General features: G+C 73.0%; 22 protein-coding genes. 12 read left to right on the plus strand and 10 right to left on the minus strand.

Annotated elements, in window-relative coordinates:
* Positions 1-97 precede the first annotated feature (97 nt).
* Both ACWEN6_RS19350 and ACWEN6_RS19355 read left to right on the plus strand, forming a co-directional pair.
* Positions 98-1,720 (plus strand): cellulase family glycosylhydrolase, encoded by a 1,623-nt coding sequence (locus ACWEN6_RS19350; RefSeq protein ID WP_452571494.1) that lies wholly within the window; start codon positions 98-100, stop codon positions 1,718-1,720.
* Between the two features lie 233 nt (positions 1,721-1,953).
* Positions 1,954-2,541, plus strand: a complete 588-nt coding sequence (locus ACWEN6_RS19355; protein WP_452571496.1) for a hemerythrin domain-containing protein — start codon at positions 1,954-1,956, stop codon at positions 2,539-2,541.
* 92 nt (positions 2,542-2,633) lie between these two features.
* Here the strand turns inward: ACWEN6_RS19355 and ACWEN6_RS19360 are convergent, their stop codons facing one another.
* Together ACWEN6_RS19360 and ACWEN6_RS19365 are read right to left on the minus strand one after the other, a co-directional pair.
* Positions 2,634-3,839 (minus strand): hypothetical protein, encoded by a 1,206-nt coding sequence (locus tag ACWEN6_RS19360; protein ID WP_452571498.1) that lies wholly within the window; start codon positions 3,837-3,839, stop codon positions 2,634-2,636.
* 222 nt (positions 3,840-4,061) lie between these two features.
* Positions 4,062-4,259: a hypothetical protein gene (locus ACWEN6_RS19365; RefSeq protein ID WP_354851495.1), complete on the minus strand. Its 198-nt coding sequence runs from the start codon at positions 4,257-4,259 to the stop codon at positions 4,062-4,064.
* Positions 4,260-4,846: 587 nt separating this feature from the next.
* Between ACWEN6_RS19365 and ACWEN6_RS19370 the strand changes: the two genes are divergently transcribed.
* A complete protein-coding gene (locus ACWEN6_RS19370; protein WP_354851498.1) occupies positions 4,847-5,071 on the plus strand; it encodes a DUF2277 domain-containing protein in 225 nt (74 codons plus the stop codon).
* A gap of 71 nt (positions 5,072-5,142) precedes the next feature.
* On the opposite strand, the gene ACWEN6_RS19375 is transcribed toward ACWEN6_RS19370, so the two are convergent.
* Entirely contained in the window at positions 5,143-5,841 is a 699-nt protein-coding gene (locus ACWEN6_RS19375; RefSeq protein WP_452571500.1) for a hypothetical protein, read from the minus strand.
* Positions 5,842-5,991: 150 nt separating this feature from the next.
* Here ACWEN6_RS19375 and ACWEN6_RS19380 point away from each other — a divergent pair, with 150 nt between their 5' ends.
* From ACWEN6_RS19380 to ACWEN6_RS19390, 3 genes are all read left to right on the plus strand, one after another.
* Complete coding sequence (locus tag ACWEN6_RS19380; RefSeq protein WP_452571502.1) at positions 5,992-6,666, plus strand: response regulator transcription factor; 675 nt, start codon at positions 5,992-5,994, stop codon at positions 6,664-6,666.
* Positions 6,666-8,135: an ATP-binding protein gene (locus ACWEN6_RS19385; RefSeq protein ID WP_452571504.1), complete on the plus strand. Its 1,470-nt coding sequence runs from the start codon at positions 6,666-6,668 to the stop codon at positions 8,133-8,135. Before ACWEN6_RS19380 ends, ACWEN6_RS19385 begins: the two co-directional genes overlap by 1 nt.
* A 568-nt stretch (positions 8,136-8,703) precedes the next feature.
* The gene (locus ACWEN6_RS19390; protein ID WP_452571506.1) at positions 8,704-9,762 is read left to right on the plus strand and encodes a PP2C family protein-serine/threonine phosphatase; all 1,059 of its coding nucleotides are present in this window, start codon (positions 8,704-8,706) and stop codon (positions 9,760-9,762) included.
* Positions 9,763-9,793: 31 nt separating this feature from the next.
* Here ACWEN6_RS19390 and ACWEN6_RS19395 read toward each other — a convergent pair whose 3' ends face one another.
* Genes ACWEN6_RS19395 through ACWEN6_RS19405 form a run of 3 tightly spaced genes read right to left on the minus strand, consistent with a single transcriptional unit; the run spans position 9,794 to position 12,555 of the window.
* A complete protein-coding gene (locus tag ACWEN6_RS19395) occupies positions 9,794-11,008 on the minus strand; it encodes a site-2 protease family protein (RefSeq protein WP_452571508.1) in 1,215 nt (404 codons plus the stop codon).
* A 37-nt stretch (positions 11,009-11,045) separates the two neighbouring features.
* The gene (locus ACWEN6_RS19400; RefSeq protein ID WP_452571510.1) at positions 11,046-11,936 is read right to left on the minus strand and encodes a universal stress protein; all 891 of its coding nucleotides are present in this window, start codon (positions 11,934-11,936) and stop codon (positions 11,046-11,048) included.
* 13 nt (positions 11,937-11,949) lie between these two features.
* Entirely contained in the window at positions 11,950-12,555 is a 606-nt protein-coding gene (locus ACWEN6_RS19405; protein ID WP_354851517.1) for an Rv1733c family protein, read from the minus strand.
* Positions 12,556-12,955: 400 nt separating this feature from the next.
* Between ACWEN6_RS19405 and ACWEN6_RS19410 the strand changes: the two genes are divergently transcribed.
* Positions 12,956-13,918: a hypothetical protein gene (locus ACWEN6_RS19410; RefSeq protein ID WP_452571512.1), complete on the plus strand. Its 963-nt coding sequence runs from the start codon at positions 12,956-12,958 to the stop codon at positions 13,916-13,918.
* A gap of 114 nt (positions 13,919-14,032) precedes the next feature.
* Here ACWEN6_RS19410 and ACWEN6_RS19415 read toward each other — a convergent pair whose 3' ends face one another.
* Together ACWEN6_RS19415 and ACWEN6_RS19420 are read right to left on the minus strand one after the other, a co-directional pair.
* Entirely contained in the window at positions 14,033-15,304 is a 1,272-nt protein-coding gene (locus tag ACWEN6_RS19415) for an APC family permease (protein ID WP_452571514.1), read from the minus strand.
* Positions 15,305-15,428: 124 nt separating this feature from the next.
* Entirely contained in the window at positions 15,429-17,534 is a 2,106-nt protein-coding gene (locus ACWEN6_RS19420) for a cytochrome c oxidase assembly protein (protein WP_452571516.1), read from the minus strand.
* 246 nt (positions 17,535-17,780) lie between these two features.
* On the opposite strand from ACWEN6_RS19420, the gene ACWEN6_RS19425 reads away from it, so the two are divergent.
* On the plus strand, positions 17,781-17,975 hold the full coding sequence (locus tag ACWEN6_RS19425) for a CsbD family protein (protein WP_452571518.1): 195 nt from the start codon (positions 17,781-17,783) through the stop codon (positions 17,973-17,975).
* Positions 17,976-18,115: 140 nt separating this feature from the next.
* Here the strand turns inward: ACWEN6_RS19425 and ACWEN6_RS19430 are convergent, their stop codons facing one another.
* On the minus strand, positions 18,116-18,745 hold the full coding sequence (locus ACWEN6_RS19430; protein WP_354851529.1) for an RraA family protein: 630 nt from the start codon (positions 18,743-18,745) through the stop codon (positions 18,116-18,118).
* A gap of 312 nt (positions 18,746-19,057) precedes the next feature.
* The gene (locus tag ACWEN6_RS19435; RefSeq protein WP_380830155.1) at positions 19,058-19,513 is read right to left on the minus strand and encodes a VOC family protein; all 456 of its coding nucleotides are present in this window, start codon (positions 19,511-19,513) and stop codon (positions 19,058-19,060) included.
* A 374-nt stretch (positions 19,514-19,887) separates the two neighbouring features.
* Here ACWEN6_RS19435 and ACWEN6_RS19440 point away from each other — a divergent pair, with 374 nt between their 5' ends.
* From ACWEN6_RS19440 to ACWEN6_RS19455, 4 genes are all read left to right on the plus strand, one after another.
* Positions 19,888-21,219, plus strand: coding sequence for a hemolysin family protein (locus ACWEN6_RS19440; protein WP_452571520.1), 1,332 nt, complete (start codon positions 19,888-19,890; stop codon positions 21,217-21,219).
* Positions 21,216-22,235 carry a hemolysin family protein gene (locus ACWEN6_RS19445; RefSeq protein ID WP_452571522.1) on the plus strand — a complete coding sequence of 340 codons (1,020 nt, stop codon included), beginning with the start codon at positions 21,216-21,218 and terminating at the stop codon, positions 22,233-22,235. Before ACWEN6_RS19440 ends, ACWEN6_RS19445 begins: the two co-directional genes overlap by 4 nt.
* Positions 22,236-22,438: 203 nt before the next feature.
* Entirely contained in the window at positions 22,439-23,719 is a 1,281-nt protein-coding gene (locus tag ACWEN6_RS19450; RefSeq protein ID WP_452571524.1) for an acyltransferase family protein, read from the plus strand.
* Between the two features lie 141 nt (positions 23,720-23,860).
* Entirely contained in the window at positions 23,861-25,300 is a 1,440-nt protein-coding gene (locus ACWEN6_RS19455) for an LCP family protein (RefSeq protein ID WP_452571526.1), read from the plus strand.
* Positions 25,301-25,414 lie beyond the last annotated feature (114 nt).

Below are 25,414 nucleotides of genomic sequence, written 5' to 3' on the forward strand. Positions count from 1 at the left end.
GCGACCTACCCACCATGAGAGCGCTCCCCGACCGTCGGACTCAGCGGCGTCCGCCGTGTGACTTAACCGGTTAATGGCCTCCCATGAAAGGTGATCGATGAGAAAGCGACTCCGAACGGCGGCGGCGACGGCCGCCCTGCTCGCGCTCCTGGTCTCGATGCTCGCCGCCGCACCGCCCGCGGGCGCGGCGGCCGGACTGCACGTGAGCGGCAGGAACATCGTCGAGGCGAACGGCAGCACCTTCGTCCTGCGGGGCGTCAGCCACGCGCACACCTGGTACGCGAGCCAGACCACCTCCTCGCTCGCGGGCATCAAGTCCCTCGGCGCGAACGCGGTGCGCGTCGTGCTGAGCGGCGGGCGCTGGACGGCCAACGGCGCGAGCGACGTGGCGAACGTCATCGCGCAGTGCAAGGCGAACCGGTTGATCTGCATCCTGGAGGACCACGACACCACCGGCTACGGCGAGCAGAGCGGCGCCGTGACGCTCGACGCGGCGGTCGACTACTGGATCAGCGTCAAGAGCGCCCTGGTCGGCCAGGAGGACTACGTCGTCCTCAACATCGGCAACGAGCCGTACGGCAACAACAACGTCAGCGGCTGGACCCAGGCGACCTCGAACGCGATCAGCCGCCTGCGCGGCAACGGCTTCCAGCACCTGATCATGGTGGACGCGCCCAACTGGGGCCAGGACTGGCAGTTCGTCATGCGGGACACCGCCGCCACCGTGGCCGCCGCCGACTCCCAGCGCAACACCGTGTTCTCCATCCACATGTACGGGGTCTTCGACACCGCCGCGGAGATCAACGCCTACTTCGACGCCTTCCGGACGGCCGGACTGCCGCTGGTCGTCGGCGAGTTCGGCAACATGCACTCCGACGGCGACCCCGACGAGGACACGATCATGGCGCAGGCCCAGTCGCGCGGCATCGGCTACCTCGGCTGGTCGTGGAGCGGCAACAGCGGCGGCGTCGAGTATCTCGACATGGTCACCAACTTCAACCCCAGCGCACTGACGTCCTGGGGTCAGCGCATCCTCAACGGCGCCAACGGCATCAAGCAGACGGCCAGGCAGGCGTCGATCTTCGGCGGCGGCGACCCCTCCGACACGACACCGCCGAGCACCCCGGGCACCCCGGCGGCCTCCGCCGTGACCTCCTCGGGCGCCACGCTGACCTGGACCGCCTCGACCGACTCCGGCGGCTCCGGCCTGGCCGGCTACGACGTCTACCGCGAGCAGGGCAGCACCGACCCGCGGCTCGGCCAGACGACCACCAACTCCATCACCCTCACCGGACTGAGCGCGAGCACGCGGTACCAGGTCTACGTGCGGGCCCGTGACGGCGCGGGGAACCTCTCCGGCGACTCCGCCCTGGTGACCTTCACCACCACGGCGGGAAGCGGCGGCACGGGCGGATGCAGCGTCACGGCGACCACGCAGGGCCAGTGGGGCAACGGCTACGTCATCCAGCCGATCACGGTCACCAACACCGGCACCGCCGCCATCAAGGGATGGACGGTGACCTTCACCTTGCCCTCCGGCCACACCATCACCGGGTCGTGGGGCGCGACCGTGAGCACCAGCGGGCAGACGGTGACCGCCCGCAACGCCTCCTACAACGGCGCGCTCGGGCCGGGCGCCGGAACGACGTTCGGCTTCCAGGGCGGCCGTCCCGACGGCACCTCCTCGGTGCCGTCCGGATACACGTGCGCCGCGAGCTGAGCCGCGCCCTTCGCGGGAGTACGGCCCCCGGCCGTACTCCCGCACCTGCCGGCGGACCCGGGGCGTTCCGGCATCCGGGGACTTCCGGCATCGAGGGAGTTCCGCTCCGAACATGACCTCTTTTGCTGGCCCTTGTCGGTAGATGTCCGTGTCGCCACCGGCGGTGGGGAAGGTCTTCATTGCCCGACGGCGGAGAACCGAGCCACCGCGGCGACGACACGGGGGGAACCGCAATGGCCAAGAGCAAGACCATGCCTGAGCTGATGGACGAGAGCGACGTGGTGGGGCTGCTGATCCGCCAGCACGCGGCCATCAGGGACATGTTCGACGAGGTGGAGCAGGCCACCGGCGAGACGCGGGCCGACGCGTTCCAGGACCTGGTGCGCCTGCTGGCCGTCCACGAGACCGCCGAGGAGGAGGTCGTCCACCCCTACGCCAGGCGCGCGCTCGACGGCGGCGACGCCATCGTCGACGAGCGGCTGCGCGAGGAGAACGAGGCCAAGCAGCTGCTCACGCTCATGGAGGAGCGGGGGACCGACGACCCCTCGTTCCCCTCACACCTGCAGAAGCTGCGCATCGCCGTCGAGGAGCACGCCCGGGCCGAGGAGCGCTACGAGTTCGCCCAGCTCGTGCGGGAGACCAACTCGGCCGAGCGGCGGGCGATGGCGCTCGGCGTCAAGGCCGCCGAGGCGCTCGCCCCGACGCACCCGCACCCGGGCGTGGAGTCGGCCACCAAGAACGTCCTGGTCGGAACGCCGACGGCCATGTTCGACCGCGTCCGTGACGTGGTCCGCCAGGCGATGGGCAAGAAGAACACCTGACCGCCGACCGCACACGCCACCGCCCGCCCGGTCCTTGGAAGGCCGGGCGGGCGGTGCCGCGCCGCGCGGGCGCCGGTCCTGTCCGTCCCCTGTCAGTGGGCGGGACGGCGCATGCTGGGCACGGGGTGCGGGCCCTCGGTCTCCATCCGGTAGTCCTGCCCGAACTTCGCCGTGGTCTCCTCCAGCACCTGGTCGCTGGGCGCGGGCTCGCCGCCGTGCAACCGGTCCTGGAAGCGCTGGAACCGCTCGTGCGCGTCGCGCACGTACCCCGTCCCGAGCGTGGTGAGATCGATCTGCGTGGCGAGGATCTCACGAATGTAGATCTTGTTCGGCTCGAAGGTCACCGGCTCCGGGAAGCTCGGCGCCAGGATCTCGGCCGGCTCGCGGCCCTGGTGGCGGCGCATCAGGTCGCAGGCGATGCGCAGGTGCTCCAGCTCCATGTTCAGGTGCAGCTCCCAGATCGACTTCAGCCGGTCGTCGGACTCGGTCTCCATGAACGAGTAGTACATGTAGCACTCGTTGTACTCATGGTTGACCAGCATCTCCCACCAGGTCTCGTTCGGATCGAGCAGCGACTCGTAGTGGGTGACGTGCTCTTCTTCGATGAGCCCGATCTCCTGGTAGAGCCGGCGGGCGATCTCCTCCATGTACTCCGGCCCGACGTTCATGTAGAAGTTCATGGTCTGCTGCTCGGCGGCCATGATCGTCAGGGTGTGCAGCTTGGAGATCGGGCTCGCGGTGTCCTTGTCGTAGTGGTCGCGGACGTTGTCGATCGGGTGCCGGTGGTGCAGGGGCGTGGGCCGCCCGGGCATGACCTCGGTCAGCGCGTCCACGATCTTCTCGGCCTTGCGGTGCTCGATCAGCTCGTACAGGTTGGCGTACCGGTACAGGTGGTCGAAGTCCTCCAGCATGCCGAACTCGAACGCCTGCTTGAGGTAGGGGTCGGGCTCCATCCGGGCGACCCAGGCCGTCAGGTCGACGGCCACCTGCTCGTAGGCGATCGTGGTCTCCAGCACCGAGGCCAGGCCGGGCAGCAGCCAGTTCACGGCCTTCTGCTGCTGCTGCTCGATGTAGCGCACCTCGGCGAGCTGCCGCCGCACGTCCAGATCGGGGCAGTGCCGGGCGAAGTGGTGGCCGAACATGATCGCTTCGACCTCGATGCCGTTCATGGTGATGACCCGGCAGCGGGCGTAGGGATCGGAATGGTCCGGGTCGAGCTGGGGGACGTTGAGTTCCCGCCAGTTGCGCAGTTGCCGGTCCAGCGGGATTCCCTGCTGTTCCAGAGGGTTGAAAGTCATTGATATGACTCCTTTGTCCTATTTCGGCGGGCGAGGACCATGTACCCGAGCCGAACGGACCACAACCGATTCACCGAACGCCGATATCCGCCCCCTGTCGAGACTTGTTGCCATGTTTGCGGTCCGTTGCCGATGGTCGGCGTGTTGGAATTTTGCGCGCTATTGACGATAAGCGATATTCATCGGCATTGACGGTCATCAACCGGAAATGCGGCATTCACTCTAGACGGCCTCCGCCGCCTGTCCTATGCCTCGCAGGACGCGCGAGAGACGCTGCTCCGCCAGGAAGTGCCCCAATCCGATGACCAGCGCCAGCGGCCATTCGATGATGTTGAAGGCCGAGAGCAGGCCCAGCGCCGCGTAGAAGGCCAGCCGGTCCGGCGGCGGCAGGACCACCCGCCCGATCAGCGGCAGCGTCACCGCCGGCCGCGAGGCGGGGGCCCGATGGCGCCGGGCGGGCGCGGCGGCCTCAGCCCGCGGCCCCTCCCCCCCGGCGCCGCCCGACCGCGACGCGGCACCCCGCGCACTACTCGATCGCGCCGCGGAACTCCGGGCACCACCCGACCCCGACGCCGCACTCCGCGAGCCGCCCGACCCCGACGCCGCACTCCGCGAGCCGCCCGACCCCGACGCCGCACTCCGCGAGCCGCCCGACCCCGACGCCGCACTCCGGACGGCGCCTTTCCGGGGCTCCGCCTTCCGCGCGGCGGGGCGCGCGGAATCCTCGGGGCCGGTCTCGGCACGTCCGCGCTCGGCGTCCTTCGGGGCGGCGGTCGTCTTCTGCGCCATGGCGGCCTCCGTCGGTCAGAGATGTAGTGCCCATCCCCTCCGGACGTCGGCGGATAACGCCCGCCAACCGCCGCTTTACCGGGAGTTTCCCGGCATACGGAGCACAGGCGCGACGCGGCCAGGCCGACGCCCGTCCCGTGCGCGCCCGCCCGCTGGGGTCACCCCTGCGCCTGGGACGGGGTCCCCCGCCCTCCGCGCCCATGACGTACCGTCCTTTCATGTGCCGGAGCATCAAGACACTTCGCGAGCCCTACACCAGTGACGTCACCGACGACGACGTAAGGGCCGCCGCGTTGCAGTACGTCCGCAAGATCTCAGGGTTCCGCGCCCCGTCGGCGCGCAACACCGAGGCGTTCGAGCGCGCCGTCGAGGCGGTCGCCGCGGCGACCAGCAGCCTGCTGGACGAGCTCCAGCTCAAGCCACCGGCCCGCGAACACCCTTGAGCCGGCCCCCCGACCCGATGGCACGGTAACCACCTCAGCCGGGGCCGCCGGCCGCCTTGCGCGTCGCCGGCCTACTCGGCCTGCTCTTCCTGTCGGGCCTCATGGGTCTGGCGCGTCCCCCGGGCCTCGCCGTCCTGCCGGTCCTCCCGGGCCTGGGCCGGCACGGCGCAGGTCAACGTGCCCGCGCCCTTCCCGTCCCCGTCCGGAGCCGTCCCGCTCACCCTGGTGTCCTTCTCCGCGCGGAGGATCTCGGCCTTCTCCCCGGGCTCCGGCGCCCCGGCGGCCGGCGGCACGCCCTCGCCATCGGGCACCGTGGTCAGCGTCCTGGTGGCGTCGGGCGTGGCCAGGGGCGTGCCGCCGCCATCGGGCACGACCGGCGCCGTGGTCGCCCCCTCCGGCGCGTCACCGGCGGGCGGAGCGCCCTTCTCCGGCGCGTCGCCGTCGGGCGGGGTGGCCGTCTCGGGGGCGTCGCCGTGGGGCGGGGTGGCCGTCTCGGGCGCCTGGCCGGTCGGCGGCAGGGCGGGGACCGCGGGCGCCGCGGGCGCCGCGTCGCCGGGCTTCAGCTCCTTGAGTCCCGTGCCGTCGTCGAGGTAGACCTTGCCGTCCTTGCGCACCAGCGTCATCGTGTGCCCGCAGGCGCGGGTCGCATGGAGCACCACGGGGTCGTCGCCGGGTGCGTTGTCGGCGTTCGCGGCGGCGGTGAGCGTGGCGGCCAGGGCCACCCCGAGCACCCCGGCGGACAGCACCACGCGCAGGCGCTTGTCGATCATGAGCTTCTCCTAGTGACCGGCCGGCCCCTCGCGGGCCGGCCTTGCGGGTCCGACGGAGAAAGACCCTGCCGACGGTCACCTGAAGCCACCCTGAAGCCGGCCGAAATGATCTTAAGCCGCCTTTCAGGTGGCGTCCGGCACCCTTGACCCATGCGCGTGCTACTGGTCGAGGACGAGCGCCGCCTGGCGGCCCTGGTCAAGAACGGCCTGGCGAACGAGGGCTTCGCCGTCGACGTCGCCCACGACGGGCCCGAGGGCCTGTGGATGGCTGCCGAAAATGCCTACGACGCGATCGTGCTCGACGTGATGCTGCCCCGGCTGAACGGGTACGCGGTCTGCCGGCGCCTGCGCGACGGGGGCGACTGGACGCCGATCATGATGCTGACGGCCAAGGACGGCGAGTACGACGAGGCCGAGGCGCTGGACAACGGGGCCGACGACTTCCTGTCCAAGCCGTTCTCCTACGTCGTGCTGCTGGCCCGGCTGCGTGCCCTGGTGCGGCGGGGCGGCCGGGAGCGGCCGGTCGCGCTGACGGTCGGCGACCTGGTGGTCGATCCTGCTGGAATGCGGTGCAGCCGCGCCGGGGTGGACATCGCCCTCACTCCCAAGGAGTTCGCGGTGCTGCACGGCCTCGCCCGGCGGCCCGGCGAGGTGGTCTCCAAGGCCGAGCTGCTGCGGCAGGCGTGGGACTTCGCCTACGAGGGCGATCCGAGCATCGTGGAGGTCTACATCAGCGCGCTGCGCCGCAAGATCGACACCCCGTTCGGCCGTTCTTCCCTGGTCACCGTGCGGGGTGCCGGCTACCGCCTCGACGGGCGACGCTGATGCGGTGGTCGGTCCGGCTGCGCGCGACCGTGGCCGCGACCCTCATCGTCGCGGCCGCCCTCGCGGCCGCGGCCGTCGCGCTGACCACGATCCTGCGCGCCGACCTGGAGCGCAGCGCGAACGCGGAGGCCGCGCAACGGGCCGGGGTGGCGGCGAGCCGCCTGGCCGTCGCCCCCATGCCGGCGGTCCCCGAGTCCGACGCGAAGAAAGCCGGTTCGCCCGGTCCGGCGGAAACGGCCGGTACATCCGGCCCCGCGAAGACGGCCGGTTCCCCCGGCCCCGCGAAGACGGCCGGTTCCTCCGGCCCCGTGAAATCGGCCGGTGTCCCCGGCTCGGCGAAGGGCGCCGCGCTCACGATCACCAAGGACGGCGTGTCCGGCGCGCCGAGCGAGGCCTCCCTGCGGACGGTGCCCGATCCGGACGTCCATATCGGGCTTCCCGCCGAGGCCCCGGGCCCCGGCTGGGGCGCCGGGGCGTACACGACGGCCAGCACCGTCGTGGAGACCGGCGCGGGGCCGGTGACCGTCATGGCACGCAGTTCGCTGGGCCCGGCGCGTGAGGCGCTGGCCGTGCTGAACCGGCTGCTGGTCTTCGGCATCCCGGTCCTGTTGCTTCTGGTGGCCGCGATGACCTGGTTCTTCGTCGGCCGGGCGCTGGTGCCGGTGTCCGCCATACGGGCCCGGCTGGCCGACATCACCGCGCGCGACCTGCACCGGCGCGTACCCGTGCCGGCGGCGCGGGACGAGGTCGCGGCGCTCGCCCGCACCGTGAACGCCACCCTCGACCGCCTGGAGAGGGCCGTCGAGCAGCACAGGCGCTTCGTCGCCGACGCGGCCCACGAGCTGCGCAGCCCGATCGCGACGCTGCGCACCCGTCTGGAGCTGGCCCCCGCCGGCGAGACGGCCGTCGAGGCGCTGTGCGACGTGCGGCGGCTGCAGTCGCTGGCCGCCGACCTGCTGCTGCTGGCGGCCCTGGACGCCGGGGCGCCGCCGAGGGCCGACGAGGTGGACCTCGGACAGGTGGCGGCGGAGGAGTCGCTGCGCCCGCGCCCGCGGGCGGGCATTCGCGTCGAGCTGGACGTCCAGCCCGACGTGGTGGTGCGCGGCTCCCGCCCGCACCTCGCGCGGATGATCGTCAATCTGGTGGACAACGCCGTGCGGCACGCGACGTCGTCGGTCGAGGTCCGCGTGGCCGCCGAGGGGGCGGACGGGGACGGCGCCGTGCTGGAGGTGCGCGACGACGGGCCCGGCATTCCCGTGGAGGACCGCGACGCCGTCTTCGACCGTTTCACCAGGCTCGACGAGGCCCGCACGAGGGACGCGGGCGGGTCGGGCCTCGGCCTGGCGATCGTCCGGGAGATCGTCGTCCTGCACGGCGGCGCCGTGGCCGTCACCGAGAGCGGGGGCGGCGGCGCGTGCTTCACCGCCCGCCTGCCCGCGCATCGACGAACTCCCACCAACGACTCATAGCAAGCTGCCGGCCTGAGCATGATTTATCGTCTCAAAGCATTATCGGAGGGCATCCAGGCGGACCGGTCGTGGAAAGTCGAGGGCCTGCATCGAATCGGTCCCGGCCGGCTGATCCCCGAGTAAAGTTCGATTCATGAGCCCTTCAGAGACCTCCCGGCTAGAATTGCGCTCGGGCAGGCTCGATCCGGCTTTCCGACGCCGGAGGGCGTCCAGTTCGTTGTAGTTGTGAGGTTGTCGAGGTGCTTTCTGGCATAAGCGGTAAATGGTGGAAATTATCCCATTTCGCCGTAACTCAAGATTCTTTCATGACCCGGGTTCCCCGCGAACGCCGGCTCACTTCCGATTCGCCGGCTGCCCCGGCCCGCCGTCTCCGTAGCCGCACCGTTCACGGCTGTGGCCATCGCGTAAGGCCAGAACGCTGTTCGCCCTTTCGCCGCCTTGTTACAGTTACCGCGGAGCACCGGGAAGCCTGGTCGGCACACCACCGAGAAGGTCCTATTCCACGGAGGCATCCTGTGACGAACGGTCGGCAGCGAGAACGAACCGTCACGGCAGCGGGACGCCGCCTATGAGCGCGGTCAGTCGCAGAACGCAGCGGCTCATGGGCGCGCTGCCTTTCGCCTCCCTGGGCATCGTCGCCGCGGTCGACGTCATCTCCGGACCCGACCTCAACTACCTCTCCCTGCTGGCGGTCGGATCCGCGTTCGCCAGCCTGGTGGGCGGCGTGCGGCGCACGGTCGTGATCGGCGTCGTGGCGCTGATCCTCTCGCTGCTCCTCGCGCTGTACGCGGGGGTCCTCGGCGACCGCCAGAGCAACATGAGCCTGATCTCCATCACCGGGGTCACCGCGGCGAGCATCCTGGCCACGGTGGGGCGGCAGCGCCGCGAGCGCGAGCTGGCGAGCGTCCGCTCCGTGGCCGAGGTCGCGCAGCGCGTGCTGCTCAGGCCGGTCCCCCGGCTGGCGGGCCACCTCCGCGCGGCCGTCTCCTACACCTCGGCGAACGCCGAGGCGCGCATCGGCGGCGACCTCTACGAGGTGGTCACCGGCCCCGGCGGGGTGCGCGCCATCGTCGGCGACGTTCAGGGCAAGGGGTTGGAGGCCGTCGAGACCGCGGCGCTGGTGCTCGGCGCCTTCCGCGAGGCGGCCCACGACGAGGCCGACCTGCGCGGCGTCAGCGGCCGGCTGGAGAAAGCGCTCAACCGGCGCCTGTCGGGCGAGGAGTTCGTCACCGCCATCCTGGTGGACGCCGACCCCGGCGGGCGGCTCACCCTGCTCAACTACGGCCATCCGCCGCCGCTCATCCTGCGCGCCAACGGCGAGATCACGCTGGCGGAGCCGGACGACACCGCCCCGCCGCTGGGGCTGGCGGTGCTGGAGGTCGACGGCCCGAACCCCCACCAGGTCGACTTCGCGCCGGGCGACCAGATCCTGCTCTACACCGACGGGGTGATCGAGGCCCGCGACCGCGCGGGCCGCTTCTACCCGCTCACCGAACGGGCGTTCCTGCTCAAGGACGACGACCCTGAGGCCGCGCTGGAGGCCCTGCGGCTCGACCTGGTCGCCCACGTCGACGCGCCGCTCCACGACGACGCCGCGATGCTGCTGCTCCGCTGCCGCGACGGCTGAGACGAGTCCGCGACGGTGGACGGCACCTCGATCAGCCGGGCAGGCGCCGGTCGGGCGGCTCGTCGCCGGGCGCGTCGGGGTGGGGGTGGAGCGGCGGCCCGGGATGACCGGGGGGCGGGGCGGCCGTGGTGGTGCGCAGGACGGCCTGCTGGAGGGCGCGGGCGAGGTCGGCGGAGGTCACCATGCCGACGACGTGACCCGCGTCGGCGACCACGGCCACCAGTTCCCCGCTGAGGGACGACAGCCCGAGGATGCGGCCGGCGTCGTCGTCCGGGCCGAGCACGCGGTCGGGGGACAGTGGCCTGCACACGCTCGCCACCCGGCTGTCGTGGCGCTGCCGCGCAGGGATGGCCGTCAGCCTCTCCAGCGACAGGGTGCCCGCCGGGCTCCCCGCGAAGTCGACCACCGGGAACACCGTCTGCCGCGAGCGCAGCGCCACGTTGCCCACGAAGTCGTCGAGGTCGCCCCAGGCGGGGGCGAGGTCGGGCGAGGGGGTCATGACATCGCGCACCCGCCACCCGGCGAGCCCCCGGTGGGCCGCGCGGGCGATGTTCTCGCTGCGCGCGGCCCCCGCCAGGAACCACCCGATCAGCATCGTCCACAGGCCGCCGGTCCAGGCCAGCAGCAGCAGCTCCGCCCCGCCGATCGCGATCAGCGCCATGCCGAGCGCCTGCCCCGCCCGGGCCGCCGAGCGGTCGGCCCGCAGGCGGTCGCCGTGCCGGCTCCACAGGATGGCGTGCAGCACCCGGCCGCCGTCCAGCGGAGCCCCGGGCAGCATGTTGAACACCGCCAGCACGGCGTTCATCAGCGCGAGCCACCGCACGGCCGGGACGAGCACGGCCGGGCCCCGCAACGGCAGCGACGCCAGGAAGAACAGTCCCGACAGCGCCAGGCTGGTGAGCGGCCCCGCCGCCGACACCTGCAGCTCGTCCTTCGGGGTCTTCGCCTCCTCTCCGGCGAACTCGGTGACGCCGCCGAGCAGCCACAGGGTGATCGACCGCACAGGGATCCCGCGGCGGCGGGCTACCAGGGCGTGCGCCAGCTCATGGGCCAGCAGCGTGCCGAGGAACACCACGGAGGTGACCACGGCGACCGTCCAGTACTGCACCGGGGGCAGTCCGGGGACGGCCTCGGGCAGGACCGAGCCGGCCAGGGCCCAGCCGATCAGCGCGATGATCGCCAGCGTGGACCAGTGGGCGCCCACCGGGATGCCGGCCACGCGACCGAGCCGGAGGCTCTGCTTCATCCGCCTCGCCTCCCCTTTCCTCGCCGGAGGCCGCCGCTCATCGGTCCCGGCTCCCCTCGACCGGCCGGGCGGCCCGCGAACCCACCACCGCGACCGAGCTCGCGGCGTGGTGGAGCACGCCGTGGCTGACCGAACCGAGCACGGCCGAGCCGAGGCCGCCCCTCCCCCGCGACCCGACGACGAGCAGGCCGGCCGCACGCGACGCCTCGCACAGCGCCTCGACCGGATGGGCCTGGACGACCGAGTCGCGCAGCCGCACCTGCGGGAACTTCTCGCGCCAAGGCGACAGCCGGTCCTGTGCGGCGCGCACGCCGGACTCGTACACCTTCTCCAGGTCCGAGCCGTAGGCCCCGAACATCGGCAGCATGGAGCCCACCTGCCAGGCGTAGATGACGCGGAGCGGCGTCCCCCGGCGGGCGGCCTCCTCGAAGGCGTACTCCAGTGCCGCCTCAGACCCCGGTGAGCCGTCGTGACCCACGACGACCTCGCCGTACGCCGCCTGCTCGGTGTGCCGGACGACCACGACCGGGCAGGCGGCGCGCCCGGCGACGCCCATAGACACCGAGCCGAGCAGCAGGCCGAGGAACCCACCCAGGCCGCGGCTGCCGACGACCAGCACCTCGGCGTCCCTGGCGGCGGTCAGCAGTTCCTCGCGGACGGTGCCGGTGAGGGTGACCGCCTCCACCGCGAGCGCGGGCGCCAGCCCGCCGGCCCCGCGCGCGGCCTCGGCCAGCACGGTGCCGGAAAGCTCCGACAGGGAGTCGCGGAACCCCGGCGGAGTGGTCAGCGGCTGGTCGAAGACCCAAGGGTCGATGACGTGGACCACGCGCAGGGTCCGCCCACGCCGTACGGCGTCCATGGCGGCCCAGCGCACGGCCGCGAGCGACGGCGGCGAGCCGTCGACGCCGACGACCACGGGCCGGTTCACGGCGTCACCGCTCTCACGGCTGCCGTGGCCGCCGCCACCGCTGGTGGGCGCCCGCCCATGCCTGGTCCCATTCGGCGTAGCGACGGCGGTCGAGCAGCCACCGGAACAGCGCGAGGTTGGTGAACAGGACTCCGCAGGCCGCGAACAGCACGCCGAGACCGGCGACGACCGTGTCGGCGACGGTCTGCGCGTGCGTCCGGGGAGCGGCGACCGGACGACCCGAGGCGTCGACCCACATCTCCAGAGTGGAGCCGGACTTCGCCTGGGCGGGAACGGCCAGGGTCTCGGTGTGCGGACGACCGTCCGGGGTGTACCAACGGACCTTGGCCTTGATGCCGAGCACGGCGCCCTGGGAGGAGACCGTGCTGGTGCTGGCGGCGTCCTCCATCAGGACGGCGGTGACCTGCTTGCGCTGGACCGGCTCCAGGCGTTCGGCGGCCACGCCGCGCTGGTAGACCAGATGGGCGGCGATGGCGGCCGGCCACACGCTGATCAGCAACGCCAGCAGCGTGACCAGCACGGCGATGGCCTCGATGCGGTCGGATCGGCGGCGTAATGGGTTGTGATCGAACCGATATCGGCGGGCACACCTCACCGTCCACCTGGCCAAGGATCGCATGGGGCACCTCCCTGTCAGGGAATCTGCTTTCCAGACTCGGCCATGACCGAGCGACCTGGCAGGGTCTTACGGCGCCTGTGCGATGGGACGTTCGGCCCTGCCGCCACCTGCCCGCCACCTGCGCTTTCACCCGCTTAGTGACGCCATATACCCAAAATACGACGACCACCGGCAGATCGGTATCCGGGTGCCGGAACGCGTCGGGAAGCCGTCCGCCGCGCCCTGGGCGACGGGGTTACGGACGGACGGAGATCGCGGCCTTATTCCCGATTCCGGCCTGTGGCCTGGGTGACCCATGGGAAGATTGCGAAAGTTGGAAAAACTGTGAAGTTTCCGGACAGGCCGCTGTCGGAGCTGCTATGCAGGTGCGCGGCCAGGTTCTAGAGCAGAGAGGTTCGATATGGACCGCGACGGCAACCCGAGATCCCATGATGAGGATCCTCTGAAGCAGACCGGTCCCTTCAGCATCGAGTGGGCCGCGGAGGCGGAGCGTCCCGGCGGCGACGTGCTGTCCGACGGATGGACGCCCGGGCAGGAGCCCGTCCGCCCGCACAACGACGACCCCGCGCGGCCCGAGCGCCCCGACTACGAGCGGAGCGAGGCTCCCGAGGGCCACGACCGCGCCGAGGGCCACGAGAAGCCCGGCGAGTACACCGAGGGCTATCCGGTGATCGAGGACCACGAGCGGCCGGAAGGCTACGAGCGGCCCGAGGGCTACGCCCGGCCGGACGGGGAGGACTGGGACCCCGACGGCGAGCAGGGCCCCGCGACCGAGGAGCGCCGCGGGTTCCTCGGCTCCGGCTGGACGGGCGACGCCGACCTCGAGGAGGAGAAGGGCAGCAAGAACAAGGGCCTCATCCTCGCCATGGTCGCGATCGTGGTGCTCGCCGTCGCCGGGGGCTGGATCGTCTCCTCCTCGGTCGGCTCCAAGCCCGAGGCGGCGTGCGCGGCCCCCGCCGACTGCACCCCCGCCGGCCAGAAGGCGCCCGCCACCGGCAGCACGGCCGCCGCCACGCCCACCGACGAGGCCACCGGCGCCGCGGGTCCCGACGAGACCGCGGAGCCGACGCTGACGCCCAGCGCCTCGCCGTCGACCGCGCCCACGACGGCCGCCCGCCCGCGGACGCCGCCGGAGCCGACGCCCCGGCCGACGCCGACCCGCACCCGGCACACCTCGGCCCCGCCCGCGCCGAAGCCGACCGAGCGTGAGCAGGAGCCGGAGGACGACCCGCAGGTCCAGGACGACAAGCCGACGGCCTCGCCGACGACCTCCGCTCCCACGCAGGCTCCGCCCACCACGCAGGCGCCCGTGCCGAGCCCCACCGAGACCAAGAAGACCGGCCTGCTGGACTGGCTGTTCTAGTTCCCGGACGCCGGCCGGGACCTCACCCGGCCGGCCACGCCGTCGTCCACGGACGCGCCGTCGGCCACGCCGTCGTCCACGCCGTCGTCCACGGACGCGGCGCCGCCGGGGGCGTCAGGAGGAGCGTCGCCACGCCCTTCGCGCCGCCCAGGCGACCGCCCCGGCGGCCAGCACCCCGGCCCCGGCCAGCGCCGACGGCAGAGGCAGGCTGAAGGCGAGCAGCAGGCAGCCCGCCAGCCCGATCACCGGCACCGCCCTCGGGGGGCGGCCCTCGTCCGCTGACAGCGTGAGCGCGGAGGCGTTCGCGATCGCGTAGTACACCAGCACGCCGAACGAGGAGAAGCCGATCGCGCCGCGGACGTCGGCCGTCCCGGCGACGACGGCCACCACCGCGCCCACGGCCAGCGCGGCGCGGTGCGGCACGCGGAAGCGCGGGTGCACGGCGTCCAGCGGGCGGGGCAGGTGCCCATCCCTGGCCATCGCGAGCACGGTGCGCGAGACGCCGAGGACCAGCGCCAGCAGCGACCCGAGCGCGGCCGTGGCCGCCCCCACCGTGACCAGCGGGACCAGCCCGCCGGCCCCCGCGGCGCGGACGGCGTCCGCGACGGGCGCGGCCGAGCGCGCCAGACCCCCAGGGCCGAGCGTCGCGAGCAGGGCGAAGGCCACGGCGGCGTAGACGACCAGGGTCACGCCGAGGGCCACGGGGATGGCCCGCGGGATGGTGCGCGCCGGGTCGCGCACCTCCTCGCCGAGGGTCGCGATGCGGGCGTAGCCGGCGAAGGCGAAGAACAGCAGCCCGGCCGCCTGGAGCACCCCGCCGGCCGTCGCCCCGGCGGAGGCGACCGGCGCGGGCCGACCGCCGGTGAGACAGGCGGCGACGGCGACGGCCAGCACCACCAGGACGACCGCCACGATCAGCCGGGTCACCCACGCCGCCTTGTGCACGCCGGCGTAGTCGACCGCCGTGATCGCCGCCACGGCCGCCACCGCCACCAGGTGCTCGTGCCCGGGCCAGGCGTAGGCGCCCACGGTCAGCGCCATCGCCGCGCAGCTCGCGGTCTTGCCGACCACGAAGCCCCAGCCGGCGAGGTACCCCCAGAACTCGCCCAGGCGCTCGCGGCCGTACACGTACGTGCCGCCCGAGGCGGGGTGGCGGGCGGCGAGCCGGGCCGAGGAGGTGGCGTTGCAGTAGGCCACCAGCGCCGCGAGCGCGAGCGCCGGGAGCAGCCCGGACCCGGCCGCCGCGGCGGCGGGGCCGAAGGCCGCGAACACCCCCGCGCCGATCATGGAGCCGAGGCCGATGACGACGGCGTCGCCGGTGCCGAGCCGTCGCGCGAGCGTGCCGGGGGCCCCGTCCGCGGGGTCGGGGGAAGGCGACCGCGTCATGGCCACACTCTAAAGGCGCCGCGGATCCCGGCGCAGCGCCCGGGTCACGGCCAGGTCCCGCGGATCACGGCCGGGTCGCGTGGGTCACGGCCGCGTCGCGTGGGTCACGGCCGGGTCGCGTGGGTCACGGCCGGGTCGCGTGGATCTGCGGCGGGGCGTCCTGGGACGCGAGGCGCCGGCCGGCCCGGCGCCGCCAGGCGGTCATGAGGACGATCAGCAGCGCGATCGTGACCGCGGCGGGCCCGGCGCCGAGGAGGGCGCCCGCGCTCTGGTCGGCGGCGCGGTCGGGCGCCCAGGGGATGGCGAGGGCGGCGTACCAGTCCGGCCCCTGCGGGGGGCCCGCGAGGAACAGCAGCGCCGTCCAGACCTGGACGACCAGCGCGCCCGCGAGCATGCGGACGCGGGCCGCCGGGCCGATCGCCCGGGGCAGCGGGTCGAGTCCGAGGGCCACCGAGAAGAACCACGTCCCGCTCAGCGCCATGACGGCCATGGCGGTCAGCCGGACGGCGAGGCTCGACTGCGCCTGGTCGAACAGGCCGGTGACGTACAGCACGAAGTAGGGCGCCGCGTACACGGCCGTGGCGGCGGCCGGGTGGGTCAGCGCCGTCGCCACAGGGCCGTTCACCCCGCGGCCCAGCAGCGGCGCGGCCTCCCTGAACGGCACCAGAGGCGCCCCGAGGGCGAGCAGGGCCGGGCCCACGGTGCCGACGAGCGCGTACTGCAGGGCGTGCACGGAGAACAGCGCGGGGCCGTAGGCGGACACTCCACCCGCGACGCCGTACAGCAGGACCAGGACGCCCGCCAGCGCCGCCGCCGTGCGGCCGGCCGGCCACCCGTCCCCGCGGCGGGCCAGCCGCCACACGCCGACGAGGTAGGCCGCGGCCACGCCGGCCACGGCCAGGATCAGCAGCGGGTCGGGACGGGTCTCGGTGAGCAGCCGCCACGGGGAGAACGGTGGCAGCGAGTAGCCGAGCAGCTCGTGCTGACCGTGCGGGGCGTCGGCGCGCGGCGGCGGGGTGCGCGACAGTCCGACCGCGAGCGCGATCGTGCAGGCCATCACCCCGACCTCCGCGGTCGCCAGCCGCAGGAACCTCCCCCCGGCCCGCGCCTGCTTCTCGTCGGACCGCTCACCATCGGGCCGCTCACCATCGGCCTGCCCAGCGTCGGACCGCTCACCATCGGGCCGCTCACCATCGGCCTGCCCAGCGTCGGGCCGCTCAGCGTCGGACCGCTCACCATCGGCCTGCCCAGCGTCGGACCGCTCACCGCCGGACCGCTCACCGCCGGACCGCTCACCGCCGGGCTGCTCAGCGTCGGGCCGCGCGGCGTCGGGCTCCGCCTCCAGGGCGGCGATGGTGCCGCGGCGGTGGGCCCAGCCGAACCAGCCGAGCACCCCGAGTGCCGCGATCTTGGCCAGGACCAGCAGGCCGTACCGGGTCTCCCAGAACTGGGCCGCGCCGCCGAGCCGGATCCAGGCGTTGACCAGCCCGGAGAAGCCGACGACGACGAAGCAGCACAGCGCGACCGCGCTGAACCGCCGCACCGCGACGACCCGTGCGGCCCCGGTGGCCCGCGAACGGCGCAGGTGCGAGACCAGGGCGAACAGGCCGCCGACCCACAGCGTCACCCCGCCGATGTGCGCCATGAGGCTGGAGACGGCGATGTTGTGGTCGGCGGCCGACGCGGAGTGCCCGACGTAGGCCGGCGGCAGGACGGCGAACAGCGCCACGGCGAGGAGCAGGACGCCGGCGCGCGAGCCGAGGCGCAGCGTGCTCCCCACCGCCACGGCCACGGCCAGCAGCATCACCAGCAGGAACGCCTGCCCCTGCGGCACCTCCATGCTGTAGGTGGTCAGGAAGCCCGACTCCAGCGCCTGCCCGATCGGCAGTCCGAGCAGGTCGGACATGGTGAGGATCTGGGTGAGCGCCGCGGTGAGGGCCCAGCCGAGCGCCCAGGGCCCGGCGGCGCGGGTGACGGCGCGCCTTTCGTCCGGGTCGCCGGTCAGCGCCGTGGCCGCGAACAGCGTGCCGACCGTCGCGACCGCGCACACGTCGAGCAGCACCCGGACGACCGGCAGGCCCGCGGTGGTCAGCGGGCCTGGCGAGGGAAGGCCGGGGATCTGCTGCGGGGGCCAGCCGCCGCCGGACACCAGTGCCGCGAACAGCACGGCGAGCGCCGCGACGGTCACCGCCGTGGTCACGACCACGATCGAGCGCCGGGGAGAGGCCATCGTCCTGCTTCCTCATCATCGGAACCGCGCTACATCGCCGGAACCGCACTACCGCTGTTGCCCGCGCGTGATCGAGTATGTCCGGCTTTCCCGGCCATGGCGAGGTTTCTGGTCAGGGCTTGTTGACCGGCTTTGTCGGCGCCCCGCCGGGACTTGACGCACTGGTTAGCGGGCGGCGGCGTTTACCGGCCCTCGCACCGGACAGGTGCACTAGCGGGACAGACCCACAGTGAAGGGGGCCGGATCATGGGCGCTGATGACAAGATCTCGAACAAGGCGGAGCAGCTCAAGGGCAAGATCAAGCAGGGCGTCGGCGACGCGACCGACGACGAGGAGCTCAGGGCCGAAGGCGAGGCCGACGAGGCCAAGGGCAGCCTGAAGCAGGCCGGGGAGCGGGTGAAGGACGCCGCGAAGGACGTCAAGGACGCCTTCAAGGACTGACCGCTCCCGCCGGCGCCGCGGCGCGGACCCGCCCGGTGGAAGGCAGGTACGCGCCGCGGGGCCGGCGGCGCCTTGAGAGCGGCCGGGTCCCCGCGGCGCGACGCCGTGAAGCCGGCCCCCGAGACCGGTGGCGGGGCGGATCAGGTCGCGCGGAGCAGCTTGGTGACCATGTCCTCCTTGTACCGGTTGGCCTCGGCGAGGGTGGCGCCCTCGCGCAGCGCCGTGACCACGTTCTCCTCGGCGTCGGCGTACATGTAGGAGTCGGCGAAGACGTCGGTCGAGGGCAGGGCGACCACGCCCGAGCCGTCCATGACGATGGTGGCGCTCTCGTCCACCGTCACGCCTCCGATCTCCACGGGGCCGCCGAGGGCGGCGACGTGCACGTCCGGGCCCGGACCGGCCGTCGCCTCGTACAGCGCCCACACGGGCAGGCCGAGGTCGCGATAGGCATTGACGTCGCGCACCCCGCCCTCCACGAGCAGGCCGCGCGCTCCCCGGGCCAGCGCTGCCCGGGTCATGATCTCGTCCCACACGGCGCCGGCCGCGGCCTGGGCGCCGGCCACGACGATCACCCGGCCGTCCAGGCACTCGTCCATGACCGCGCGCAGCGGTTCCAGGCCGTGTTCGCCCGGTCCCGGGGCGAGCCGCACGGTACGGGGCCGGCCGAGCAGCCCCGGCGCCCGGTGGACGGGGCGCAGCGGCGGGCTCAGCCAGCCCGTCTGGCCCCGCAGTTGCAATACGTCCGCGATCGCGGTGGTAGGCGGAACCACAGTATCGATCACCTCTTATGGTGGATTTCCGGATCTTGCCGACTGAGATGGGCGTGGCACGCCCCTCGGGTGCGGTGTCAGACCTGCCGGAACGGGCGACGCCGGGGCGGGCCGCGCACGCACGGCGCGATATGGGCGATGCGCATGGCACTCCTTCTCGTGCGCGGGACCGGCCCCGGGGGCCGGGCCGCGTCGGACGATCGTGGACCGTGCTGGAATCCAGCTCTAGTGAAGCGCTTCACTCCGCGCTCGTCCGCCGTTCGGCGCAAAGCCGCGCGGCGGACCGCCACCGGCGGACGGCGGAGCCCGCAGTCAGCCGGCCCAGAGTGTGCGTACTTCCTCGAACACCTTCTGATCGTGAGAGATCTCCACAACGTTGCCGTCGGGATCGGTCAGGGCGCAGACGTAGCCCACGGGAGGCGGCAGTCGCATCGGCTCCCAGTGCAGGCAGCCGAGCTCGCGCGCCCGGCGGGCGATCTCGTCGACGTCCTCGCGGGTGGGCACCTCCATGCCGAGATGCGCGAACGGCGCCAGTTGCGGCTGCCGGCGGCCCCTGTCCTTGGCGAACTCCACCAGGACCAGCACGAACGGCGTCTCCACCTGCTTGTCGTTGGACAGCCAGGCGTTGCGCCCGTCCTTGTCCTCGTGCCTGGCGGCCACCACGAGCGGGGTCATGGTCGTGTAGAACTCGATGGCCTTGTCGAGGTCGCCGCTGGGCAGGGCGATGTGCGTCCAGCGTGCCTCGGTGAGCTTCTTGCCGAGCACCATTGCCTCCTTCAGCCGTTCGCCTCGGCCTGCGGCGGCCGGCCACGGCGGGCCGTCGTGCGCGCCAGGCGGCGGCCTTGCTCTCCTGCCTGGTATCTGCCCCGTATCGCCATCGCTGACGGCCCTCACCGGTCCCTCCGCGCCCCTGCGCCCAACGGCCCCGATGTCGCTCGCCTGCGCGTAGTATCCGGTCGGCGCGCCGCCGTGCCTAGGGGAGGCCGGCCGCCGGTTCGCCCGGCCGCCGCCGGCCCTCGGCGGTCGCGGGCGCCGGGCCCGGCGTTCCCAGCACGGAGCCGTGCCGGTACGGTTCCGGCCAGAGCCGGACATGGCGTGGAGTCCGAGCCACGGAAGGAGCGGCTCCACGGGAGGGCGACACCGTGATCGTCGATTGGATCTTCCTGCTGGGCGCGCTGGCGCTGGTCATCGCCAACGGCGTCTTCGTCGCGGCGGAGTTCTCGCTGGTGACCGTCGAGCGGAGCGAGGTGCAGCGGCTCGCCGCGGCGGGCGACCGGGGTGCCCAGGGCATCCTGGCGGCGGTGCGCCGCCTGTCCTTCCAGCTCTCCGGCGCCCAGCTCGGCATCACGATCACCTCGCTGCTGCTCGGCGTCATCGCCGAGCCCGCGATCTCGCATCTGCTGCGCCCGCTCGTCGAGCTGGTCCCCGGCCTGCCCGCCCGGGCCGCCGAGAGCGTGGCCGCGCTGCTCGGCCTGCTCGTCGCCACGGTGAGCCAGATGGTGCTCGGGGAGCTGGTGCCCAAGAACGCCGCCTTCTCCCGCCCCATGGCCATGGCCCGCGTCTCGGTCCCCGTGCAGCGGGCGTTCTCCGCGGTGTTCGCCCCGCTGATCAAGGGATGCAACGCGGTCGCGAACGCGCTGGTGCGCGCGCTCGGGGCCGAGCCGCAGGACGAGCTGGCCTCGGCCCGGTCCCCCGACGAGCTGAGCCTGCTGATGAGCCAGTCCGCGGAGGCCGGCGCCCTGCCGGGCACCACCGCCGCCATGCTGCGCCGCGCGCTGAGCTTCGGCGACCGCACCGCCGCCGAGGCGATGACCCCGCGCACCGACTGCGTGACCGTGACCGACACCGGCACCGTCGCCGAGTTCCTGACCCTGGCCCGGCGCGAACGCCACCTGCGGCTGCCGGTGTCCGGCGGCGAGCTGGACGACATCGTGGGCGTCGCCTCGGTCGTGGACGCCTTCGCCGTGCCCGAGTCCGAGCGGGCCGCGACCCTGGTGGCGGCGATCCGGCGGCCTCCCCTGCTGGTCCCCGAGACGCTCGACCTGGAGACCGTCCAGGAACGCCTGTTCACGGCCCACCGGGAGATGGCGGTCGTCGTGGACGAGTACGGCGGCTTCGCCGGCATCGTCACCGTGGAGGACCTGGCGGAGGAGCTGATCGGCGACATCGCCGACGAGTACGACCTGCCCGAGGAGGGCTCGGACGAGCCCACGGGCGCCCTGCTCGCGCCCGGGCGCTCCATCGCCGTCCCCGCGTTGCTGCGCGGCCACGAGGTGGAGGAGCGCACCGGCTTCCAGATGCCGGAGGGGCCCTACGAGACGCTCGCCGGGCTGCTGATCAGCAGGCTCGGCCGCCTGCCCGACCCGGGGGACAGCGTGGTGGTGAACGGCTGGACGCTCAGGGCCGACACCGTGCGCCGGCACCGCATCGAGCAGATCACGCTGACCGCCCCGGACGCGGAGGAGGACCGATGACCATTCTGGACGCCCTGGCCATCGTGGTCCTGCTGACGGTCAACGGGTTCTTCGTCGGCGCCGAGTTCGCGCTGATCTCCGCGCGCCGCACCCAGATCGAGCCGGCCGCCAAGGAGGGCTCCCGGCGGGCGCGGGCTGTGCTGGCCGCCATGGACGCCGTGCCGCTGATGCTCGCCGCCGCGCAGCTCGGCGTGACCCTCGCCTCGCTGGCTCTGGGCGCCGTCGGCGAGCCGGTCCTCGCGCACGCGCTGGAGCCGCTGTTCGCCGCGCTCGGGCTGCCGCCCGGTCTGGTCCACCCGACGGCGTTCGCCCTGGCCATGATCATCGTGGTGTCCGCGCACGTGATCATCGGCGAGATGGTGCCGAAGAACCTCGCCCTGTCGGGCCCCGACCGCGCCGCCCTGTGGCTGGTGCCCACCCTGCGCGTCGTCGCCCGCGCGACCCGGCCGATGCTGGTCGTGGTGAACGCCATCGCGGCGGGCGTGCTGCGGGCGCTGCGCATCCCGCGCACCGAGGAGGTGCGGTCGGTCTTCACCTCCGACGAGATGCCCGCGCTGATCCAGGAGTCGCATCGGCACCGGCTGCTGGACCGGGACGAGCACGACCGCATGATCGCCGCCCTGGCGCTGTACGCCCGGCCGGTGGAGTCGGTCATGGTGCCGATCGGCGAGGTGGTCAGCGTGCCGGCCACCACCCGGGCGGCCGAGCTCGAGCAGTACGCCGGCCGGTACGGCCACTCGCGCTTCCCGGTGAGCGGGGCGGCCGGGCGGCTGGGCGGCTACCTCCACGTCCTGGACGCGCTCAACGGCCACGCGCCGGACGAGCCGCTGCCGGTCCGCGAACTGCCGCACGTCGGCCGCCGGACGACCATGGCGGACGTGCTGGCGACGATGCGCCGGCGCCGGGCGCAGCTCGCCGCGATCACCGCCGACGACGGCACGGTGGCCGGCATCGTCACCCTGGAGAACGTCATCACCGGCCTGCTGCACCACGCCCACGAAAAGCCACCCGGCTGACGACCGAGCGCCGCGCACAGGATGACCTGACCGTCACGGGCGGGCGCCGCCCGCCGGCGTCAGGACGGTGACGGGCGGTCCGCCGGGCGGGCGCCGCCCGCGGGTGACCGCACGGTGACCGGCGGGCCACGACGTGCCGCTCATGGGGTGAAGACTCCCGGGGCCGGGTTAGACCCGCGGGCATCGCGGGTAGCCAGCCGCGAATGCAGGTCGCGACCCTCCCGCCGCCCCCGCCCACCACGCGTCCGACCCCGCGTCGCACGCGGCAGTCCTGGCTGGACGCCCTTCGCGGGTTCGCCGCGCTGGTGGTGGTCTTCGAGCACTCGCTGGACCCGCTGCTCCCGGAGATCCGCGGGGTGATCAGCCCCTGGTTCGACTTCGGGCAGTACGGCGTCCTGGTGTTCTTCCTGGTCAGCGGCTATGTCGTACCGATCTCGCTGGAGCGGCGCGGCGACGTCCGTGCCTTCTGGATCACGCGTGTGTTCCGCCTACACCCGCTGTGGGCGCTCGCCGCCGCGGCGGGCGCGGCCTTCGCGGTCGCCGGGGTCTACACCACACTGCCCGGCCAGATCGCCGACCGGCCGTGGACCGCCGCGCTCGCGCACCTCACGATGCTGCAGGACCTGCTGCGGGTGCCGGGCGTCGTCAACGTCTTCTGGACGCTGTCCTACGAGATGGCCTTCTACCTGCTGGTGACGGCGATGTTCGTGCTGGGCGCGCGCGGGACCGGAATCCGGGCCTCGCTGGCGTTCGCGGTGGGCGCGCCGATCGCGGGCGCGCTCGTGCCCGCCGGGCTGCTGTCACGGGGGCTCGGCGTGGAGGCGGCCGTGGCCGTCGCCGCGACGGTCCTGGCGGGCGGGTTCGCCGCCGTGCTGTCCGGGCGCCCGGATGTGCGGCGGCACGGGGCACTGGCCCTCGCCGTCCTGGCCGTGGCGCTGCTCGCCCTCAACAGCAGGGTGGGCGCCTGGCAGAGCCTGGCGATCATGGCGACGATGTTCGGTGGCACGGCGCTGCACCACATGGAGCGCTCGGCCGCCCTGCGCGCGCAGTGGGGCTGGGTGGTCTGCCTGGTGCCGGTGCTGGCGGTCGCCACCGCGGTGTGGCTCGGGCCCGGCTGGGGCATGCCGGAGGCCGATCAGCAGGCGTTCAAGTGGAGCTGGTCGACCGCCATGATCGGGGCCTGGCTGACCTTCGCCGCCGGTCTCGCCCTGCGCCGGCGCGCCATTCCGCCCGTGCTCGCCTGGCTGGGGCTTGTCAGCTACTCGATCTATCTGCTGCACCCGCTGGTGCTCCAGGTCGTCCGGCGGATCACCGTCGATCCCTCGGCGATGACGCTCGGCGTGCGGCTGGCCTGGGAGGCGGCGCTGTTCTCCGCCGTGGTCGCCTGTGCGGCCCTGAGCCACCGTTTCGTCGAGCGTCCAGCCCAGATGCTCGGCCGCCGTCTCGCCGCCGAACGGCCGGTCAAAATAGCTCAAAACCGATGATTTCCTGCGAATACTGCGACACGTCACCACAAAGATGACGGCCATGGCTAGACTGGCTCGCGGCTTGCCGGGCGGGTGGATCCGGCGCCTGTAGTCGGCGTGTGGCCAGAGGCCACCAGCCCTGGCCATTCCGTGGGGACAATGAACGGCGGGCTTGTCGATGTGCGCCCTACCCATCCCGTGGAGCCGCCTCCGGGCGGGACCCGGGGTGGCGCCAAGGGACTGTGGAAACCGTGGCTGTGGTGCCTGGTCGCGGCGGTCGCGGGCGTGTCGCTCGCGGCGGGCGCGACGCTGGTCGGCGCCTACACCAAGCTGAGCGGCAACATCAAGCACGTGAACGTCGACGCCAAGGATCTCGGCACCCGCCCCGCGAAGGTGAGCAAGGCGCTGAACATCCTGATCGTCGGCTCGGACACCCGCGCGGGCGCGAACGTCAAGTACGGCCACAGGGAAGTCGGCGAGCGCACCGACACGATCATCCTCGCACACATCTCGCCCGACCGGGGCAACGCGCTGCTCATCAGCTTCCCGCGCGACTCGCTGGTGCAACTGCCGGCCTGCGCGCCCAAGAACGGCCTGACCGGCCAGCGCCCGCACGTCGGGATGATCAACGAGTCGTTCAACTTCGGCGGCATCGGCTGCACCTGGAAGACGATCGAGTCGCTCACCGGCATCCACATCGACCACTTCGCCAAGGTCGACTTCACCGGGTTCAAGAGCATGGTCAACGCGCTCGGCGGCGTCGAGATCTGCGTGCCCAAGCCGATCAACGACGTCAAGGCCATGCTGCACCTGCAGGCCGGCCGCCAGCTCGTCAAGGGCGAGGAGGCGCTCGGCTACGTGCGCGCCCGCTACAGCCTGGGCGACGGGTCCGACATCGGCCGCATCCAGCGGCAGCAGATGTTCATCGCCTCGATGATCAAGAAGGCGATGAGCGGCGCCACGCTCACCGACCCCGCCCGCCTGTTCCACTTCCTGGACGCGGCCACCAAGTCCGTCACCACCGACCCCCAGCTCACCGTCGGCGTCATGAAGGACCTGGCGACCAGCGCCCAGGGACTCGCGGCCGGTGACATCCGCTTCGTGACGACGCCGTGGCGCTACTCCCTCACCCAGCCCGGCCGGGTCGAGTGGGTCCAGCCGCAGGCCAGGCAGCTCTTCCGGCTGGTGGCGACCGACACCAAGATCAAGGGCTCGAACGTCAAGACCGGGCGCCAGACCACCAGGATCCCGAAGTCCAAGATCCAGATCTCGGTGCAGAACGGCACCTACCGCAGCGGCCTCGGAGCCCAGGTCGCCGCGGCGCTGGAGCAGCGCGGCTACAGCGTCGTGAAGGTCGGCGACCTGAAGAAGAAGCCCTACGCCAAGACGACGATCAGATACGCGGCCGACGGGCAGACCCGGGTGCCGACGCTCGCCGGCGACCTCGTGCTCTCGCGCAACCTGCCGGTCACCGATGTGAAGACGGCGCGGCTCGTGCTGGTCATCGGCGCCGACTGGAAGGGCCTCAAGCCGATCGCGACCTCCGAGGACGACCTCAAGGGCATCGACGCGACGCAGGACTCCTGCTCCGACACCTGACCCCGGGGGACTCCCGTCCCGGCCGCCCGCAGGACCCCTGCTCGGACACCAAACGCCCCGGGGACTCCTGCTCGGACACCAGGCGTCCCAGGGAGTCCTGCTCGGACACCAGGC

The sequence above is a fragment of the Sphaerisporangium sp. NPDC004334 genome (assembly GCF_053602655.1).